This window comes from Escherichia albertii NBRC 107761 = DSM 17582, assembly GCF_000759775.1.
Taxonomy (GTDB): Bacteria; Pseudomonadota; Gammaproteobacteria; order Enterobacterales; family Enterobacteriaceae; genus Escherichia; species Escherichia albertii.
Map to the genome: position 1 here is coordinate 1 of NZ_BBMY01000103.1, position 18,554 is coordinate 18,554.

Here is an 18,554-nt window from a genome sequence, read left to right on the forward strand (position 1 = left end):
ACCCATACAGCCCCTTGCCGCACATGACCAATCGCAGTATCCTTCTCCCGCGCCTGCAAAATCAGGCGTCGGGCTTAGCATCCTGACTAACTTCACTGACGACACAATGGCGCGTCTGCGCTTTTTTTGTGTCGTTTGCACGGCTACATCTCAATGGTGGGCCGGGCGGTGGCGTCGCAAGACGCGCCGGTGTCAGTGAGGCCGGTAATGCTAACTCCGTCCGGTTCCACCACCCGTGAAATTAGCATTTCCAGTGATGGAAATAATTCGTTACTCACTGGAGGGTTGCCCTATGGCTACAATCCTCACCCCTGACTGCGATTTACTCGATCTATTATCCGTTCCCTTCAGCACTACTACAGATTTCACCGTTCTGGCTGACTACTGCGCCTGTTTTGCCGAAACCCTGATAGAAACCAACGACCCCGTGCTGCGGCTGGCATTCTGCGGGCGACTTCGCGCCTGCCTGGCGCTGCTGCAACCCACGCTGAATGATCCCATCCCGCCTCATCTTATCGAAAGCCTGACTGTGGATGTTCCTCCTGTCACACCACATCACTTTGATCCTGAACCGGACTTGCTGTGCGAATACAGTCTTGCATTGCTTCAGCTTCTGATGGCGCGTACGGCAGAGCCGAAAACAGAACAGACCCTGACCGGGCTGTTATGTGAACTGGTCTGGTATCTGACGGAAGGGCTGAAAGCCCCGCGCTGGCTGCGTACCGCTGATGGCGTGAAATTTATTGATGAAGTCACCGTATGAGGCAACAGGACTGGTATCCCGCCGGTATCGGATGTTACGCCGGAGCAAATCCGGCCTTCGCGCTACCGTAAGTCTGAGTAGTAAAACCGACTCTCCCGGCTTTCTGCCAGCCCTGGCTGTCGGAAAGGCGGGAGAAGACAGGCGAAGCGCGGCAGAATACAATTCCGCTGTTGATAACGGTCACAACCGGAGTCGTTGCTATGCACATGTTTAATCAGCCTCATCCGGGCAACGTCCTTCGTGATTATCTGGACGGCGTGAGCGTCACGCAGGCCGCTTCCCGGCTTCAGATGTCGCGCTCCCGGTTATCCCGCATCCTCAATGGTCATGCGCCGGTAACGGCTGATATGGCACTGCGTCTGGCGGCGCTGCTGAATACCTGCGCTGAACTGTGGACAGGGATGCAGTCTGAATACGATCTCTGGCAGGCGTCGCAAAAACCACTATCCGTTATCCGGCCACTGCACGATTAGCGCGGCATTATCACATTCACAATGTCCACAATAAAATCAGGGGGGGGAAAACCAGTTTCCCCTTTCTGCGCCAGAAATAACGGTGTAATCTCCCTCCTGCATGTCGCCTTCGGGCACCCTTTGGCTTCACGGTCTGCAAGAAGCCCCTGATTTATCAGGATGACCAGCCCTTACTACCGGTACGACCTCCGCAATACCGGAACGCAGGGTTTCCTGCGTTTGAGGCTAAGTACATACACACCGGACGGTTTCACCGTCATCGCTTTACCGCAACGGCCTTCACTGGCTGCAAAATTCTCTTTGCCGGATCTCCCCGGCTGCCCCATATCTTGCTGACTTACAGCGTCCTTTACATGATGGGCTGCGGCGTGCATTGCCGCCAGGCTTTGCTGCCGCGTGACCGTTAATCTGCACCAGAAACGCAACGTTTACCCCCTGCACCAGACGAGGCGTCACTTTGATTGCGTCAGCGAAAAAGCAAAGTGACGCCGCACAACACACCGCCGCAAGCCGCGCCAGTTCTGGCCTGAGCCATATTTCCGCCGTCTGACATGCCCTTTCGGGCCGCTGTCAGTTCAGAGTAAAAGGAGAAAAAGATCGATACCGAGGGGGGCGCGACGCCCCGGAGAATTTCCTGCTTTGTCAGGCAGTCTTACCGCGTACAGTCTGAAACTCCCTAAACCTCAACAGACTGCCACTCCGGCGTGAAGGTATCGTTCTGGCGCAGCCAAAAAGCACACGCCGGAGACGGTTTTTTTTGTTGCAGGGGGATTCATGAGTAAATTAAGCAGTGAAATGAAGGCGCTGGCGAAGAAAGCGGGCGGCAGCTTCAAAACGGCGAATGACCGTATCCATGCCACGAAGCGGTTCAGTCAGCATTTACGCGAACTGAACATTCAGATCCAGCGGGTGGAGCAGATCAAAGTTCGTCATATCGAATGCTACATTCAGGCGCGACTGGAGCAGGATATCGGTCTGCGTACGCTGCAAAACGAAATGGCGGCGCTGCGATCCGTGCTGAGACTGGCGGGTCGCGGGCTGGTGGTGGAGCATTCACGTCTGACCAACAGGGCGCTGGGGCTGTCGGGTGCTTCACGTAACGGCACGCGCCGCGCCATTACGCCGGAGCATTACCAGCAGGTGATGAAGAACGCCCGCGCGCAGGATGCAGGGCTGGCGGCGGTGGTGGAGAGCGCGCGGCTGATGGGGCTACGTTCGCAGGAAGCGGTACAGAGTTCACAGTCGCTGAAAACGTGGCTGAAAGCCATTTCCCGCGGCGAAACCCGGCTGAAAGTGGTGTTCGGCACCAAAGGCGGGCGTCCGCGTTATACGACGATCCTGGATGCTGGCGCAGTCAGAAAGGCGCTGGAAAACGCCTTACCTGTCGCCAGACAGCGTAATGGCAGGCTGATCGACAGGCCCGACCTCAAAACGGCGCTGGATCACTGGCACAAACAGGCCATTAAGGCGAGGCTGAAGGGGGAATTTTCCCCGCACTCGCTGCGTTATGCGTGGGCGCAGGACGCGATCCGCCATTATCTGGCGCAGGGATTCAGCGAAAAAGAATCGCTGGCGCTGACGGCGACGGATCTGGGTCACGGCGACGGTCGTGGTCGCTGGGTGAAGCAGGTGTACGGCTATCGCTGGAAGGAGGAATAACGGATTTCATGAATTGCGCAAAATAGTACGTTACTGCGTAACGATGACGGTATTCCTGGTGCAATCACCAGGGAATACGGAACCGGGTAACATCGTTACTGCGTAACGTTATTTTTCCTCCTGCTGCGTAATGGTTGCAGTGTCAGAGCCAGATACCGATCATGCTCCTGGTCGTTCAGTGACTGGCGCAGGACTTCATCAGTCCGGATAATAATCTGTTCCAGCACCTCCCGCTGTGACAGATTATTGTGTAATGACAGGCGTTTCAGGGCCATCTTTGCCTCAAACAGGATCTCCATGTTCAGCCGCGCCGTGTAATTTTCAGTACGTTTCCGGGCGTGGCGACGGTATCTGGCCTGGCGCTCTGCGTTACTCATTGCCATTGTCTGTTCTCCGGTTATTCGTTACGCAGTAACGATAACATATCTGGTGCAGTGACGTTACTGCGTAACGAAAAATATTCTGGTGTGCATGTCAGTCAGGAAAGGCCGTTTTCTGTTAATGGCTTTCAGTCTCTCTGAATTATTAATAAATATCCCAGTGTCTTATGTTGCCTCATACATTATTTTCTGGTGCAGACTGCCGGAGGAATAATTCAGGATAAATTGATTGCGCCAGAAAGGGAAAGGGGCATAATGGTAAAGGCCTGTAAGGGTAACAGCGCCTGACCGGAAAGGGCCGCAAACCAAAGGGCCAGAAACTGGCGCAGTTCTGAATGTACCATGAGGCGGGATGCCGGTGCAGATACCTGGATATCCAGAACTGGTGCAGGAGCTTTTGTCTCTGCGTATCTGGTGCAGTAATGACTGGTTTCAGAATATATTTTCTGAGCAGGATATGGTGCAGATATTTTGGGGTCTTAATTGATTATCCTGTGAAAATATAGATTATTAACAGGCAATTGCCTAAAAATATTCTACTGGAATAATTTTCGGTATTTACCTATTGATATATGATTTATTGATTGGTTTTCACCCAAAATTATTCACTGGTGAATAATTTTGGGTACTTCCCGATGAATAAAAACAAAAACAGCGACAATACCTCTCAATACAAAAAAGCAGATCCCGGTCAATCAGGATCTGCTTTTCCATTTTTAATAAATTACGCTATTTCTGGCTCAGGCCGCCTTATGCTGCCGCGAATAAATATTGGGCGCAACGTACCCCTCGCGGCAGGCGTCCAGATAATCCGACCACCACTGCATCATGGCCCTGCGTGCTTCCAGATGTTCCGCTTTATGCACATACGCCGCCCGAACGCTGTTGCGCTCCTGATGGCTCATCTGCCGCTCCACGGCATCCCGTGACCAGAGTTCACGCTACAGGCCATTGCCCGGAAGCCATGTCTGCAGACATCGGTTTTGGTATCATAGCCCATCAGACGCAGCGCCCGGTTGACGGTGTTTTCGCTCATCGGCTTATACGGGTTATGGTCGCCGGGGAACACCAGTTCCAGATGGCCGGAAATTTCCTGTATCTGCTTCAGAATGGCAATAGCCTGTCGGGAAAGTGGCACAATGTGTGGAGTACGCATTTTTGCGCCACGACCGGAGAAACGGACTTTCTCAATTGTTTCCCGTGTGGCGGGGATGGTCCAGATTTTGTTTCTGAAATCTATCTCACCCCAGCGGGCAAAGCGCAGCTCGCTGGAACGGATAAACAGATGGAGAGTCAACACCACCGCCAGCCTCGTAAGCTGTCGTCCCTGCTGATAGTCGCCAATGCGCTCAAACAATTCGGGCAACTGCTCCAGTGGCAGGGCGGGATAGTGATTCTTAACCGGTGGCGCGGTGACACCTTCCAGATGTTGCGCCGGATTGTTTTCGGTGAATCCCTGCTGTACGGCGTAACGCATGATGTTGCAGAGTTGCTGCCGGGAACGGGATGCGACTTCCAGAAAGCCTTTATCCTCAATAATCCTAAGTAACGCAGTGAAATGCTGCGTTTTCAGCGTGGTAACGGGCAGATGACCAATCGCCGGAAATATATGGTTATTCATGCTGGCGAGAATGCGCTCTGCATAATCAGGCGACCACTTTTTGTTGGTTTTGTGCCACGCAAGCGCTACAGCTTTAAAACACTTTTCCGGTGAAGCTGCGGCTTTTTCATCCATGCGTTGTTGGGCGGGATTGATATTCTGCGTCAGTAGCTTGCGGATATCGTCACGCAGTTGTCTCGCTTCAGCAAGCGAAACCAGCGGATATGCACCCAGACTGACGCGGGACTCTTTACCACTGAAACGATATTTGATATACCAGATATGCGAACCGCCCGGATTGACGAGCAGATACAGACCGTGAGAATCGGAGAGCTCTACCGGACGGGAAGAAGGTTTTAATTTGCGGATTTTAGAATTGTTTAAATATATTTGTGGGGCACTCCAGAATCGAACCAAACTGACTCCAGATCTGACCACAAAATTATCTCAATGCGGAGAGAAAACCAGATACACACCGGGAAGGATTTTCACGCTAACTTACTGAATCGTAAATATATAGAGACATACAGATAAGCATGAAAACTTGAATTTGGCTCCTCTGACTGGACTCGAACCAGTGACATACGGATTAACAGTCCGCCGTTCTACCGACTGAACTACAGAGGAATCGTGTGAACGGGGCGCATATTAACGGCGCTAATCGGCGTTGTCAAAGGGGGAAATGCATTTGTTTGTTCGTTTGCTGGCAAATTCATCAAGCTGATGGGGTTTTGATCATTCTTCCAGATGTTTCATTCTGGTGCAGGGCGTCCCTTGTTGGGGCATCAGGCATTTTGCTTAATAAGAAGCCTAAACGTATAAACAATCATAATCTCTTATTTAACATATGATTACGGCTTCTATCAGCATAGGGTTTAAACTGGCAAGTATCTTGCAGACTGGTTTTACATAAGGTCGACACAGGAGTCGATAGTAGAAACCGGAGGCAAGATGAACTTCAGACGCTTGAAATACTTTGTGAGAATCGTGGATATTGGTAGCCTCACCCAGGCCGCCGAAGTATTGCATATTGCGCAGCCTGCACTTAGTCAGCAGATTGCGACGCTGGAAGGTGAACTGGATCAACAACTGTTTATTCGCACCAAACGCGGCGTAACGCCAACTGAAGCGGGGAAAATTCTCTACACTCACGCCCGGACAATTTTACGGCAGTGTGAACTGGCACGGTTGGCGGTAAATAATGCTGGTCAGACGTTAAGCGGTTAGGTATCGATTGACCTTGCTCCAGTAACAGCGGCTTCACTAATCAGTATATCTTTATTACCAGTCCGTACGCGCTGAGTTTCCAGATGTCGTTATTTACATGAAAATAGTCGCGTAGTGCTCAATGAGAAACTCTTTGATGGCCAGCTTGATATGGCTGTAGCAACTTATCGGCTACACGTTATACCTGTAAGGAATAAGATGCTGGTTTTTATTATTTGTTTTACCGGGGTACAGACTTTAACAATAGCAGAATGTCTTACATGCCCGGAGTAAACTGTGAATTTCCAGCAATTAAAAATCATTTGCGAGGCTGCCCGTCAGGATTACAATCTGACAGAAGTTGCCAATATACTCTACACTTCACAGTCAGGGGTAAGTCGACATATTCGGGAACTGGAAGATGAGCTGGGCATTGAAATATTCATTCGTCGGGGGAAACGATTTCTCGGTATGACTGCGCCGGGGAAGGCATTATTAGTTATTGCAGAACGAATATTAAGCGAAGCCACTAATATCCGTCGACTTGCCGATCTTTTTACCGATGATACGGCTGGCGTACTGACGATTGCTACCACACATACCCTGGCACGCTATAGTTTGCCGGATGTTATTAAAGCTTTTCGTGAATTATTCCCCGAAGTGCGGTTGGAATTGATTCAGGGGACACCACAAGAAATTGTAGCATTATTACAAAATGGCGGTGCTGATATTGGAATAGCCAGTGAACGTTTGAGCAATGATCCACAACTGGCCGCATTTCCCTGGTTTTGTTGGCACCATAATTTGCTTGTACCTCCACAGCACCCTCTAGCTTATGTCGTGCCGTTAACACTGGTGGAGATAGCGAAGTGGCCGCTAATCACATATCGGCAGGGAGTTACGGGGCGTTCTCGTATTGATGAAGCATTTATGAGGAAAGGTTTACTGCCCGATATTGTTTTGAGTGCACAAGATTCAGATATTATCAAAACTTACGTTGCGCTGGGATTAGGGATCGGCCTGGTGGCTGAACAATCCAGCGGTGAACATGAAGAACGAACACTTATCAGACTTGATACCCGGCATCTTTTTGATGCCAACACAGTCTGGCTGGGCCTGAAACGAGGACAACTTCAACGCAACTATGTCTGGTGCTTTCTGGAGCTGTGTAACGCTGGACTTTCAATAGAGGATATTAAGCGACAGGTTATGGAAAGTAATGAAATAGAATTTGATTACCAGATATAAAGCAAAAAAACCTGCTATAAAAGCAGGTTTTTTAGAATTTGGCTCCTCTGACTGGACTCGAACCAGTGACATACGGATTAACAGTCCGCCGTTCTACCGACTGAACTACAGAGGAATCGTGTGAACGAGGCGCATATTACTTAGTGTCACAGTGACTGTCAACACTAAATTTCGTATGCTATTTCAAGTGGTTAAATAACCTGCAAAAGTGATAATTAATGAACATTTGATGTTGAATGTTGGTCGCGTTCTTTCGCATCGCGCAGCCTTTGCAAAGGATTCTGATGATAAAATTGGCAAAAACGCTGCCACAACAACGGGAAGCGCGGGGCAAATAATTCCGGGGCGCTAAAGAAGTACTCGGAAAGCACCGCAAAACACTCTGCCGGATCGCTGGCGGCATAGGCGTCAATACTGGAGGCGTTTTCTCCAACTAAATCAATTTCTTCCTGGATATTATCCATCGCAGCATGAAGATCATGTTCCCAACCAGCCACTTCACGTAAAGGGATAAATGGTACGCCGCTGGCACGGTCACCATTTCGAATATCTAGCTTATGAGCAACTTCATGAATAATCAGGTTAAACCCGGAGGCATCGAAAGAGTCTTGTATATCAAGCCAGTTCAGAACAATTGGACCTTGCTGCCAGCTTTGCCCCGACTGAACGATACGCTGACTATGTACAAGCCCTATATCATCTTCCCACTCATCATCGACTACAAATGGCGCGGGATAAATTAAAATTTCGTGAAATCCATCAAGCCACTCAAAACCCAGTTCCAGAATAGGCAGACAGAAAAGCAGCGCGATCCGATGGCTTTTTAAGGTATCAAGTTCGAATCCTTGTAAAGGTACCAGTCGTTTTTGTTGCAAAAAACGTTCAGCAAGGAGGACTAATTTGCTTTGCTCCTGCTCAGACAGAGACGTCAAAAGGGGAATAGCCAGGGCTTCATCCCAGATACGTGCGTCTTGATGTGCTGTTTCTTGTACTTTCCAGGGCCACTTAATCATCGTTTTGCTCGCAAACTCGTCACTTGAACAAAATTGCACGGACAGGGGCTGTTAAAATGCCAAATTTCCTGGCATCATGGCAACCATCTGGACGGAGAGATGCCGGAGCGGCTGAACGGACCGGTCTCGAAAACCGGAGTAGGGGCAACTCTACCGAGGGTTCAAATCCCTCTCTCTCCGCCAATTTATCAACGATTTACCTCATTGCTTCCTGTCTTGTTTGTCCTTAACAGAACACTCGTAGAATATTCTTGTAGGCTTAGAGCGTCACGGTTTTCTGTTCGATACTGTGATATCCAGCACTTGATTAGCTGGTGGATTGTGCAGAAGGGGCGAGCATAACCTTGCAGTTGCGTAGCCGTTTTCTCTGCCAGTTATTGCTTTAAATATTGCTTCTGTGATTCCGGTAGGGAAGGCCTCTGGTGGGAGGCTTGTGATACTGTGGGAAGCAGGCTATGAACTAAACAAAAGGTTTAAATACTCTAAATTAGCCTGTACTTTTGATAAATATGACCATACCAGATTACTTGTTCCTGACGGCTTTTGCGCTGTTCCGCCGCCATCGCAGATTTTATGTACCTGATATCCATCTTATTTCTTGGTTTGACGTTGTTTACATAATAAAACGCAGGCACGTCACAAATATGAATGTGCCTGCACTTGCTTCTGTTTTATTTTGAGAGGAAATTATCGTGAAAATACTTTGAGCCAGATCTGTTTAATATCTGGGCTCAGCGTTAATATGAATCAATGAGATATCATTTCATGGACCACTTCATCAGTACTCAGCTGATATGGGTAATACGTTGGCCAGTTTTCCATTTCATTCAATAAAGATTGTTGTGAATCGTTACCCATGAAAATATGAAAATGAGATGATTTGCGCGGTGCAATTATATGATCACTAAATTGAATGTACTTAGGAGCCTTGCTTTCAGGATCTTTACATTCAAATAAGTAGCGAACGCCTTTCTTGCCTGATTTATAGGTGAGTATTTTGTATCCATTGTAATCATATTTACAGGAAGTCGTTTTATTATTTTTATGAAATTCAATAATACCGTCCTCAATACCAATCATCTCGATGTCTGTCGCATAGCCTTTATGATAGTAATCTTTTATTTCAGCAACCGTTTTGCTTTTATCTGCATCAGCTTTCTTCTGAAAGACGGGGTCAAGTTTGCCATTTTGCAATAAAGGATAAACAGATTGCCAGACACCATCCCAGTCACTGAGCGTTCTGTTTTTCACATTGGCGTCATCAAAAACACCTTCAGCCGCTTTTTGCTCGACCTCTGTTAAAGGGGTTCCGTGTGAATGATGGTCATGCGAAAAGACAGGGCTGCTGACAATAAATACGCCTAAAGCAATAGCAAGTTTATGAAGACGAGTCGCCAAAACAGTTTTCTCCTGAGTTGTTGGGTTTGTTATGTTATATTGTAACATAAAGCAAAATGCAACAACTCTTAAGAAAACGGTGGTTAGATTACTCAGGCATATAATTTATCTTATTGATATAAAATAAATTATATAGCAGCTTTGTTGTAAAACATCTTCCGTAACTTGTTGAATAGAGAAAATAATCTCCTATAACGTAAGGCTAAAAGTAGAAAAGCCAGCCCGGCGTAGATGAGCGGTTGCGGTGAAATAATCTTTACTGACCACAGATAATGTATGGGAGCCAGGATCGCGACAAGATAGACGAAGTTATGCAACTGTTGCCAGTGTTTGCCCAGTTTTCGCTGCATCACCTGGGGCGAAGTGAGCGCTAAAGCGAGCAAAATCAGCCAACAGATAATCCCCAACATTAAATAAGGGCGAGTGATTAATTCCTGACCGAACAATGCCAGATTATCCACGCCCAGCTCCAGTAATGCGTAACTGGTTAAGTGCAGTGTCGCCCAGGCAAAGCACCATAAGCCTAACAGGCGGCGGGTGCGTATCAATAACGGCTGCTTTGCGTAGCGCGCCAATGGTGTGATCAATAAAGTCGCAAGTAAGAATTTCAGTGCAGTCAGACCGGTAAAATGCTGAATATCTTTTACTGGATCGGCACTTAATCCACCATGATTGACTGCCCATATCAGCCAGACAATCGGCAAAAATCCGGCGGCATGTAGGCAAATTTTTAACCATGTAACCTGTTTGGCAGTCAGACGCATTTAGAAATTCTCCCGCAAATTCAGACCACGATATAGTGATGCCACCTGATCAGCGTAACCATTAAACAGTAGTGTAGGCTGGCGCTGTACATCGAGGATGCCGCCTGAACCAATAAACCGTTCGGTAGCCTGTGACCAGCGAGGATGGTCGACATGTGGATTAACGTTGGCATAAAAACCGTATTCATTAGGTGCAGCCAGATTCCAGGTGGTTGGTGGACGTTCACGAGTGAGTTTGATACTGACGATTGATTTAATTCCTTTAAAGCCGTATTTCCACGGTACGATCAATCGCACTGGTGCTCCATTTTGTGGCGGCAGCGCCTTGCCATAGACACCTACGGTCATCAGTGTGAGCGGATGCATCGCTTCGTCGAGACGCAATCCTTCTATATAAGGATATTTCAAACCGCCGCCAATAAATCGGTCCTGCTGGCCTGGCATCTGTTCCGGCGCATAAATCGTTTCGAAGGCGACATACTTCGCATTGCTGGTGGGTTCTGCCAGTTCCAGCAATTTGTGCAGCGGAAAACCAATCCACGGCACTACCATCGACCATGCTTCCACGCAGCGCATACGGTAAATTCGCTCTTCCAGCGGGAAACGACGAGTTAAATCATCGTGGTCGAGGGTTAACGGTTTGGCTACTTCGCCGCTAATTTTCAGCGTCCACGGATCGGTTTTCAGGCTACCGGCATTGGCCGCGGGATCGGCTTTATCCAGCCCGAATTCATAGAAGTTGTTATAGCCGGAAACTTTATCTTCCGGTGTTAGTGGCAAACTGACTTGCCAGGTGGCGGGTTTACTGAACTTCAGTGGCTTTCCGGCGGGAGCGGGCGGGCGATCATTCCCTTTAAACCAGCTAAGCAGATCGGCGTGAGTTGTCGCAGGCAAAGAAAGAGCTGCTGCGCTGATGCCCAGTGCTTTTAACACCTGCCGACGTTGCATAAAGAAAACCGACTCGGCTGTAACATCAGATTCTTTTAGAAATTTATTATTTTTCATAAGCCATCACAATGTTTTGTCGTTTACCAGCAGGATCTCTTCTCTGTTAATCTGTCAGGGAGAGTTCTCCCTAACAGTAGCAGAAATCCGCATCTCTATATTTATGTATTAACTTCCACGATAGGTTGAATATCCATATTGGCTGAGTAACAAAGGCACGTGATAATGTTCGTTAACTTTATTAATATGAAATTCAACGGGGATTTCGGGGAAGAAACTTTCAAGATTTTGTTTCTTGAAATATTCTCCTGTTTTAAATACGACACGGTAATCTCCCGTCGCCGCAGTCTGTTCAGGCCACAGCGCTTTAATTCGCCCATCGTTATCCGTTTTGGCTGAATTGAGTTGTAACCAGCCATTTTCAGATTTCTTTTCAAGAGTGACAGTCACATCAGCAGCAGGTTTTCCTGTCTGCTGGTTCAAAATATGCACGCTAAGAATGTTCTGTTGTGCGGCATAGGTTAAAGAAGGTAATGAAAATGCAGCAGTTGCCACTGATAGTAGAAAATAACGTTTTAGCATTTTTATATCCTTGTCATGTGAAAGAGCTTTGAAGATAACGAAAAAGTTCTGGAGTTACCTTACAGAAACATTACAATTTTGTAATGATGTAGGTGGTTTCTATAACATATGACTTATGGCATATTATTTTCATGAAAATTCTACTTATTGAAGATAATCAAAGAACCCAGGAATGGGTAACACAAGGGCTATCGGAAGCGGGATATGTCATTGATGCTGTTTCCGATGGTCGGGACGGGTTATATCTTGCGTTGAAGGATGATTATGCGCTGATCATTCTTGATATTATGCTCCCGGGAATGGACGGCTGGCAGATCTTACAAACTTTACGAACGGCAAAGAAAACCCCTGTTATTTGTCTGACGGCAAGAGATTCTGTTGATGACAGAGTCAGAGGACTGGATAGTGGAGCAAATGATTATCTGGTGAAACCTTTTTCATTTTCTGAGTTACTGGCAAGAGTCAGGGCGCAATTGAGACAACATCACGCTCTGAATTCAACATTAGAAATCAGTGGATTGAAAATGGACTCAGTAAGTCAAAATGTGAGCAGGGATAATGTAAATATCACTCTGACGCGTAAGGAGTTTCAGTTGCTTTGGCTATTGGCATCCAGAGCAGGCGAAATTATACCCAGAACAGTTATTGCGAGTGAAGTCTGGGGGATTAATTTCGATAGTGATACCAATACGGTAGATGTTGCCATTCGCAGACTTCGCGCGAAGGTTGATGATCCTTTTAATGAAAAGTTAATTGCAACGATCAGAGGGATGGGATATTCATTAGTTGCGGTAAAAAAATAATGAAAAGATTATCTATAACAGTCCGCTTAACTTTGCTTTTTATATTATTGCTATCTGTTGCTGGCTCTGGGATCGTATGGACCCTCTATAGCGGTCTGGCGAGTGAGTTGAAATGGAGAGACGATACTACATTGATTAACCGGACTGCGCAGATCAAGCAATTGTTAATTGATGGCGTAAATCCTGATACATTGCCCGTGTACTTTAACCGGATGATGGATGTTAGCCAGGATATATTGATCATCCATGGTACTGGTATCAATAAAATAGTTAACCGTACAAATGTTAACAATGATATGTTAAATAACATACCTGCTTCTGAGACGATAAGTATTGCTGGTATTTATCGAAGTATTATCAACGATACAGAGATAGATGCATTACGAATTAATATTGATGAGGTTACGCCATCATTAACGGTTACTGTGGCTAAATTGGCCTCAGCACGACATAACATGCTTGAACAATATAAAATTAACAGCATTATAATTTGTGTTGTCACCATTATCTTGTGTTCGGTGTTGAGTCCGATTTTAATTAAAACGGGATTGCGGGACATAAAAAAGTTGTGCGGTGTAACTGAAAACATGAATTATAACGATATCAGTGAACCTGTTGAGACCAGTTCATTACCTGGTGAACTTAAGCCTCTTGGGCAAGCGCTGAATAAGATGCATCAGGCGTTAGTAAAAGATTTTGAACGACTTAGCCAATTTGCTGACGATCTTGCTCATGAACTTAGAACGCCAATTAATGCATTACTTGGTCAGAATCAGGTAACGCTCAGTCAAACGAGAAGTCTTTCTGAATACCAAAAAACAATTGCCGGAAATATTGAGGAATTAGAAAACATCTCCAGATTAACAGAGAATATATTATTTCTGGCAAGGGCACAGAAAAGTAATGTCTTGATTAATTTTGAATTACTTTCTCTTAAAAGAGAAGTTGAAAATCTAATCGATTATCTTGAGTATCTTTCTGACGAGAAAGATATTCATTTTAAGATTGACTGTGATCGGCAAATATATGCTGATAAAATTTTGCTACAACGAATGTTATCGAATCTTATTGTTAATGCTATTCGATATTCACCAGAAAAATCACTTATTTATATAGCAAGCTTTCTTGATGAAAATAGCTATCTCAATATTGATATCGCCAGCCATGGAGCCAGAATTAATGAACCAGAAAAACTCTTCCGCAGATTCTGGCGAGGTGATAATTCGCGCCATTCCGTAGGTCATGGACTTGGGCTATCTTTAGTCAAAGCGATTGCTGAATTGCATGGCGGAAGTGCTACGTACCATTATATAAATAACAACAATGTGTTCCGAATTATTTTACCGCAAAGAAAATAACTTATGGCAAGCATTATTCATATCTAAATATGAAGTTAAAATGAAACCGCAGTCACGCTCTGAACGTTAACGTGCTGCGGTTAATTATTCGCTTAAATTAACACGTAACGGGCATTAGTCCGCGTAAACCGCCAACATTTCCTGGGCAGCCAGTTTACCTAACGCATTCGCTGCGAAAGGACTGTCGCCAGTCAGAAGTTTACGGTCTTTATGAACCCGTCCGGTGATATCATCATTGACGATGTTCATTCCCATTTTCTTCAGTTCTTCACCGAAGTACCAGGTCAGATGGCCTGGCATATAGCCAATTTCTGGCGTTTGTTTGTCTGCAGCGTCCGGGAATGCACAAATGGAATAACCGTTCAGTGGGTTATCGCCCTGGCGAAGCGCCAGAAAAGCTGCCGGACCATGGCAAAGGGAGATAACAAAACGATCATTTTCGATAGCCCACTGCAGAGCGGCGGCTACGTCTTCACTTTCTGGCAAACCGATGAGTGCACCATGACCACCGGGAACAAAGATCGCTGCATATTCGCTGTCTGCGTTCAGGCTGGCGACAACATCCGCTAATTTCTTCGGATTGCGGAACAAAGATTTGTGTTGCTCAAAAAATGGCATCACTTTTTCATCTTTGTGCGGCATAGCCCAATATTCAAACTTCGTCATCAGGCCGGAAATGGTCGCAACTTCGAATTCGAAACCCGCCGCATGTAGATGATATAACGGCAGCAACGTTTCAATCGGATGATTGCCCGTTGAGAAGAGTTTGCCGTTATCAGTCGGCAAATAGCGTTCATCAGCGGCGATCACCAGAATTTTGTGCTTACCGCTATACGGTTTTGGATAGTCAACGCCATCGAGATCAGAAACTGGGCTGGTATATTGGCTGAGCGAATATTCTGAAGGAAAGAATGCATTATCTTCAGCAATATCAACCTGTGGATTTTTACTTGTTTGAACAGTCATAGTGTATTCCTTATTGTTACTTTGGTAAGTTCGTCACTATATTCGCGACTGAGCTGGTCGCTATCTTTAACCAGAAAGGAAAATGGAGTCAATATATCGAAAGCGGTAGGTAAGGGCAGTGAATATGTAATGATGATGTTGCACTGATGATGAATATTGAACACACTGATTTTTCCTTATCGAGATTAAATAATCTCAGGTAGTATCAGCTTATTTTAGTTCATTTTTCAGAAAAGATGAGATTGACTCTTCGGTGGCGCAATCTTCAATTGTGATATGTGATGCATTGAGGTGCAGTAGAAGGGGAAAAATGGGGAGAATCATGGCACACGTTTTCTTTGGGTATGAAACCCGTTAAGTTCATAATTTCTCCGGTTGTGGTGGATATTGTACGTTAAGAAAATAATGCTGCTATTGCTGGGTATTTGGAGATGATAAAAAAGCCTGAGTTCGATGAGAAACGAACCCAGGCCATATTACAATTTTCATTAACGTGTTTAGCAACGCGTTAGCTGATTAGAACTGGTAAACTAAACCTACAGCTACGATATCATCGGTAGCGATGCCGTTTTCTTTGTAGAAATTATCGTCGTTGTCCAGCAGGTTGATTTTGTAATCAACATAGGTGGACATATTTTTGTTGAAGTAGTAGGTAGCGCCAATATCAACGTATTTAACCAGACTTTTGTTGGCGTAATGATGATTACCCTTGCTATCGTAGTTATCACTACTTACACCGCCTAAATCCTTACCTTTAGATTGCAGGTAAGCGATGGACGGGCGCAGACCAAAGTCGAACTGGTACTGTGCAACAACTTCAAAGTTCTGAGTTTTGTTAGCAATAGCATCAGCATCACCGTAACCAGTCATGTTACGAGTTTCAGCATACATGGTTGCTAAGTAAACGTTATTAGCGTCGTATTTAGCACCAACGGTCCATGCTTCAGCCGTTTCACCGCCAGCAGTTGCATCGAAGCGGTCGCCATCACGAGTATTATGGGTACCTTTATGGACCTGCCTATCGGTACGGTCTGAGTTAGAATAAGCTGCACCCAGACTTAAACCGAAGTCAAAGTCGTAGGAAGTGGACATACCGAAGCCGTCGCCATTTTCTTTGGTAATGCCACGTCCTTTACCATTACCAGAACCTTCCTGGCCGAATGGACCACTGCTTTCATTGTTACCCTGATATTGCAGAGCGAAGTTCAGACCATCAACCTGACCAAAGAAACCATTGTTACGATAGGTAGCAACGTTGTTAGCACGACCATTCATGAAATTGTCGGCGCCAGCGTAGGTATCACCACCAAATTCTGGCAGCATATCGGTCCAGGCTTCAACGTCATAAACGACACCGTAGTTACGACCATAGTCGAAGGTACCGTTCTGACCAAAACCTAAACCCGCAAATGCGAGACGAGTAGCAGTATTGCCCTTATCACTTTCAGGGCCGTTTGCACCAATGTTGAATTCCCACTGACCGTAACCCGTAAACTGGTCAGCGATTTGGGTTTCGCCTTTGAAACCAATACGAGCATATGACATGTCGCCATCGCTACCAGAATCATCAGAGAAGTAGTGCAGACCATCTACTTTTCCGTACAAATCCAGTTTATTACCATCTTTATTATAGACTTCAGCCGCATTTGCTGCGCCAGCAACTAATAACGCCGGGACCAGCATTGCCAGAACTTTTCTTTTCATTATGTATTCCCTTGTGATTATAATCTTCATGAATATATCAATAAGTGCCGTTATCCAATAAAAAGCACATTTGGATACTATTCTATGAAGTTCATTTTATTTTAAAGATTACATGTAACAAATGTATTTAAAAGATTTCAAAATGTTTCTATTTTATTTAATATAATTCACGCGTATAGGTTATAGATACAATTATTCAGCGTGATTATATAATTATATCAGTGTGTTATTGTTTTCTTGAATTGATAGGCCATGTCAATGTTATTTGCAATGAAGACCAGATGTGATCTGGCGCACATTAATAAAAGCATAAAAAAAGCCGGCATCATGCCGGCCAAAAAATGAAATAAGACGATAAAAGGCTAATAACGTAAGTATCATGACACAGAAAACAAAAAAGAGATAATCGTATTCAATGCGAATATATTCAATGGAAGAATAAATTAATTTATCTCAGCCATGAAGAAAATGCTCTCGCATTTGTTTTTTCAGCAATTATTGCTCCCAGGTAAGAATAATATATTTGTTCAAAAAATGAGTAAGACTTGACTGACTCATCCGATATGGAAAAATGTGACATTTGTCACATAAAATAGCTAAGAGTGATTTTGGGTATCTCAAATGGAGCGCGTTTCGACAACGATGGAAGAGAGACTCTCTCGTAGCCCTGGGGGCAAACTGGCTTTATGGGCTTTCTATACATGGTGCGGCTATTTCGTCTGGGCAATGGCACGTTACGTTTGGGTGATGAGCCGAATCCCGGATGCGCCCGTTTCGGGGTTTGAAAGTGATTTAGGCTCTACTGCGGGGAAGTTGTTAGGTGCGTTAGTGGGCTTTTTATTTATGGCCCTGGTTGGGGCGTTATTAGGCGGCATTGCCTGGTATACCCGCCCGCGGCCTGTACGTAGCAGACGCTATGAATAAAAACTGCTAAGGTTGTGATTCATTTGTAACGGGGCGCATATGGACTTACATCACTGGCAGACACAATTTGAAACCTGGTTGAAACGCCATCATCAACACCAGGATGCCGCCCACGATCTGTGTCATTTTCGCCGCGTCTGGGCAACGGCACAGAAACTGGCGTCTGATGAAGTTGTAGATATGCTGGTGATTTTAACGGCGTGTTATTTTCATGACATCGTCAGTCTGGCGAAAAATCATCCGCAGCGTCAACGTTCCTCAATACTGGCGTCAGAGGAGACGCGTCGCATCCTGCGTGATGAGTTTGCCGATTTTCCGCCAGAGAAAATAGATGCCGTTTGCCATGCTATTGCTGCGCACAGTTTCAGCGCACAAATCGCGCCTTTAACGGCGGAAGCCAAAATTGTCCAGGATGCGGACAGGCTGGAAGCCTTAGGCGCAATAGGTCTGGCGCGGGTGTTTGCGGTTTCTGGTTCGTTGGGCGTGGAACTGTTTGATGGCGAAGATCCATTTGCGCAGTATCGTTCGCTCGACGATAAACGCTATGCGCTGGATCATTTCCAGACCAAGCTGTTGAAATTACCGCTGACGATGCAAACGGCAAAAGGCAAAATGCTGGCGCAGCATAACGCCCGTTTTTTGGTTGAGTTTATGGCCAGGTTAAGCGCGGAGTTGTCAGGTGAATATGAGAAGATAGACCACGACGTGATTCGTGCGTTTTCTCCGGCAGACTGACCCGTGGCCCCTAAACCGATGTAAATATGGGTG

At 45.9% G+C, this 18,554-nt stretch carries 18 protein-coding genes, 3 tRNA genes and 2 pseudogenes; 10 read left to right on the forward strand and 13 right to left on the reverse strand.

The window, feature by feature from the left end; genetic code table 11:
* Positions 1–143: 143 nt before the first annotated feature.
* Positions 144–278, reverse strand: coding sequence for a hypothetical protein (locus EA14781_RS25785; RefSeq protein ID WP_256204652.1), 135 nt, complete (start codon positions 276–278; stop codon positions 144–146).
* A gap of 14 nt (positions 279–292) precedes the next feature.
* Here EA14781_RS25785 and EA14781_RS16480 point away from each other — a divergent pair, with 14 nt between their 5' ends.
* On the forward strand, positions 293–763 hold the full coding sequence (locus EA14781_RS16480) for a hypothetical protein (protein WP_000201182.1): 471 nt from the start codon (positions 293–295) through the stop codon (positions 761–763).
* Between the two features lie 34 nt (positions 764–797).
* Here the strand turns inward: EA14781_RS16480 and EA14781_RS25790 are convergent, their stop codons facing one another.
* Positions 798–971, reverse strand: coding sequence for a hypothetical protein (locus EA14781_RS25790; protein ID WP_002462351.1), 174 nt, complete (start codon positions 969–971; stop codon positions 798–800).
* On the opposite strand from EA14781_RS25790, the gene EA14781_RS16485 reads away from it, so the two are divergent.
* Positions 964–1,236, forward strand: a complete 273-nt coding sequence (locus EA14781_RS16485; RefSeq protein ID WP_000550942.1) for a HigA family addiction module antitoxin — start codon at positions 964–966, stop codon at positions 1,234–1,236. The two genes, EA14781_RS25790 and EA14781_RS16485, sit on opposite strands and share 8 nt — an antisense overlap.
* Positions 1,237–2,010: 774 nt before the next feature.
* On the forward strand, positions 2,011–2,895 hold the full coding sequence (locus EA14781_RS16490) for an integrase domain-containing protein (protein ID WP_000041049.1): 885 nt from the start codon (positions 2,011–2,013) through the stop codon (positions 2,893–2,895).
* Positions 2,896–2,990: 95 nt separating this feature from the next.
* Here EA14781_RS16490 and EA14781_RS16495 read toward each other — a convergent pair whose 3' ends face one another.
* The 3 genes and pseudogenes from EA14781_RS16495 to EA14781_RS16505 form a co-directional block, all read right to left on the reverse strand.
* The gene (locus tag EA14781_RS16495) at positions 2,991–3,278 is read right to left on the reverse strand and encodes a hypothetical protein (protein WP_001251695.1); all 288 of its coding nucleotides are present in this window, start codon (positions 3,276–3,278) and stop codon (positions 2,991–2,993) included.
* Positions 3,279–4,015: 737 nt separating this feature from the next.
* A pseudogene (locus EA14781_RS16500) lies at positions 4,016–5,265 on the reverse strand (tyrosine-type recombinase/integrase).
* A gap of 161 nt (positions 5,266–5,426) precedes the next feature.
* Positions 5,427–5,502, reverse strand: a tRNA-Asn gene (locus EA14781_RS16505).
* Between the two features lie 324 nt (positions 5,503–5,826).
* Here EA14781_RS16505 and EA14781_RS16510 point away from each other — a divergent pair.
* Together EA14781_RS16510 and cbl are read left to right on the forward strand one after the other, a co-directional pair.
* A pseudogene (locus EA14781_RS16510) lies at positions 5,827–6,309 on the forward strand (LysR family transcriptional regulator); the annotation flags it as partial.
* Positions 6,310–6,378: 69 nt separating this feature from the next.
* Complete coding sequence (gene cbl, locus EA14781_RS16515) at positions 6,379–7,329, forward strand: HTH-type transcriptional regulator Cbl (protein ID WP_001010983.1); 951 nt, start codon at positions 6,379–6,381, stop codon at positions 7,327–7,329.
* Between the two features lie 39 nt (positions 7,330–7,368).
* On the opposite strand, the gene EA14781_RS16520 is transcribed toward cbl, so the two are convergent.
* Positions 7,369–7,444: transfer RNA gene (locus EA14781_RS16520), tRNA-Asn, on the reverse strand.
* 100 nt (positions 7,445–7,544) lie between these two features.
* Complete coding sequence (mtfA, locus tag EA14781_RS16525) at positions 7,545–8,342, reverse strand: DgsA anti-repressor MtfA (RefSeq protein WP_024164818.1); 798 nt, start codon at positions 8,340–8,342, stop codon at positions 7,545–7,547.
* Between the two features lie 93 nt (positions 8,343–8,435).
* On the opposite strand from mtfA, the gene EA14781_RS16530 reads away from it, so the two are divergent.
* A tRNA-Ser gene (locus EA14781_RS16530) sits at positions 8,436–8,525 on the forward strand.
* Positions 8,526–9,089: 564 nt separating this feature from the next.
* On the opposite strand, the gene zinT is transcribed toward EA14781_RS16530, so the two are convergent.
* The 4 genes from zinT to hiuH all read right to left on the reverse strand — a co-directional run bounded on the left by zinT (position 9,090) and on the right by hiuH (position 12,031).
* Positions 9,090–9,740 (reverse strand): metal-binding protein ZinT, encoded by a 651-nt coding sequence (gene zinT / locus EA14781_RS16535; RefSeq protein ID WP_000235603.1) that lies wholly within the window; start codon positions 9,738–9,740, stop codon positions 9,090–9,092.
* Positions 9,741–9,868: 128 nt separating this feature from the next.
* Positions 9,869–10,504 carry a protein-methionine-sulfoxide reductase heme-binding subunit MsrQ gene (msrQ, locus tag EA14781_RS16540; protein ID WP_001240065.1) on the reverse strand — a complete coding sequence of 212 codons (636 nt, stop codon included), beginning with the start codon at positions 10,502–10,504 and terminating at the stop codon, positions 9,869–9,871.
* A complete protein-coding gene (msrP, locus tag EA14781_RS16545) occupies positions 10,505–11,509 on the reverse strand; it encodes a protein-methionine-sulfoxide reductase catalytic subunit MsrP (RefSeq protein WP_000794431.1) in 1,005 nt (334 codons plus the stop codon). It abuts the gene before it with no gap.
* A 108-nt stretch (positions 11,510–11,617) separates the two neighbouring features.
* Positions 11,618–12,031, reverse strand: coding sequence for a hydroxyisourate hydrolase (gene hiuH / locus EA14781_RS16550; RefSeq protein ID WP_000920114.1), 414 nt, complete (start codon positions 12,029–12,031; stop codon positions 11,618–11,620).
* Positions 12,032–12,162: 131 nt separating this feature from the next.
* On the opposite strand from hiuH, the gene hprR reads away from it, so the two are divergent.
* On the forward strand, positions 12,163–12,834 hold the full coding sequence (hprR, locus tag EA14781_RS16555; RefSeq protein WP_000698220.1) for a response regulator transcription factor HprR: 672 nt from the start codon (positions 12,163–12,165) through the stop codon (positions 12,832–12,834).
* A complete protein-coding gene (locus tag EA14781_RS16560; RefSeq protein WP_000826803.1) occupies positions 12,834–14,192 on the forward strand; it encodes a heavy metal sensor histidine kinase in 1,359 nt (452 codons plus the stop codon). The genes hprR and EA14781_RS16560 overlap by 1 nt, the downstream gene beginning before the upstream one ends.
* Before the next feature lie 114 nt (positions 14,193–14,306).
* Here EA14781_RS16560 and hchA read toward each other — a convergent pair whose 3' ends face one another.
* Complete coding sequence (gene hchA, locus EA14781_RS16565; RefSeq protein WP_000218231.1) at positions 14,307–15,158, reverse strand: glyoxalase III HchA; 852 nt, start codon at positions 15,156–15,158, stop codon at positions 14,307–14,309.
* 516 nt (positions 15,159–15,674) lie between these two features.
* On the reverse strand, positions 15,675–16,862 hold the full coding sequence (gene ompC / locus EA14781_RS16570; RefSeq protein ID WP_000824415.1) for a porin OmpC: 1,188 nt from the start codon (positions 16,860–16,862) through the stop codon (positions 15,675–15,677).
* A 642-nt stretch (positions 16,863–17,504) separates the two neighbouring features.
* Between ompC and drpB the strand changes: the two genes are divergently transcribed.
* On the forward strand, positions 17,505–17,786 hold the full coding sequence (gene drpB, locus EA14781_RS16580; protein WP_010342205.1) for a cell division protein DrpB: 282 nt from the start codon (positions 17,505–17,507) through the stop codon (positions 17,784–17,786).
* Positions 17,787–17,825: 39 nt separating this feature from the next.
* Positions 17,826–18,521: a phosphohydrolase gene (locus EA14781_RS16585; RefSeq protein ID WP_000363073.1), complete on the forward strand. Its 696-nt coding sequence runs from the start codon at positions 17,826–17,828 to the stop codon at positions 18,519–18,521.
* The last annotated feature ends 33 nt before the right edge of the window (positions 18,522–18,554 follow it).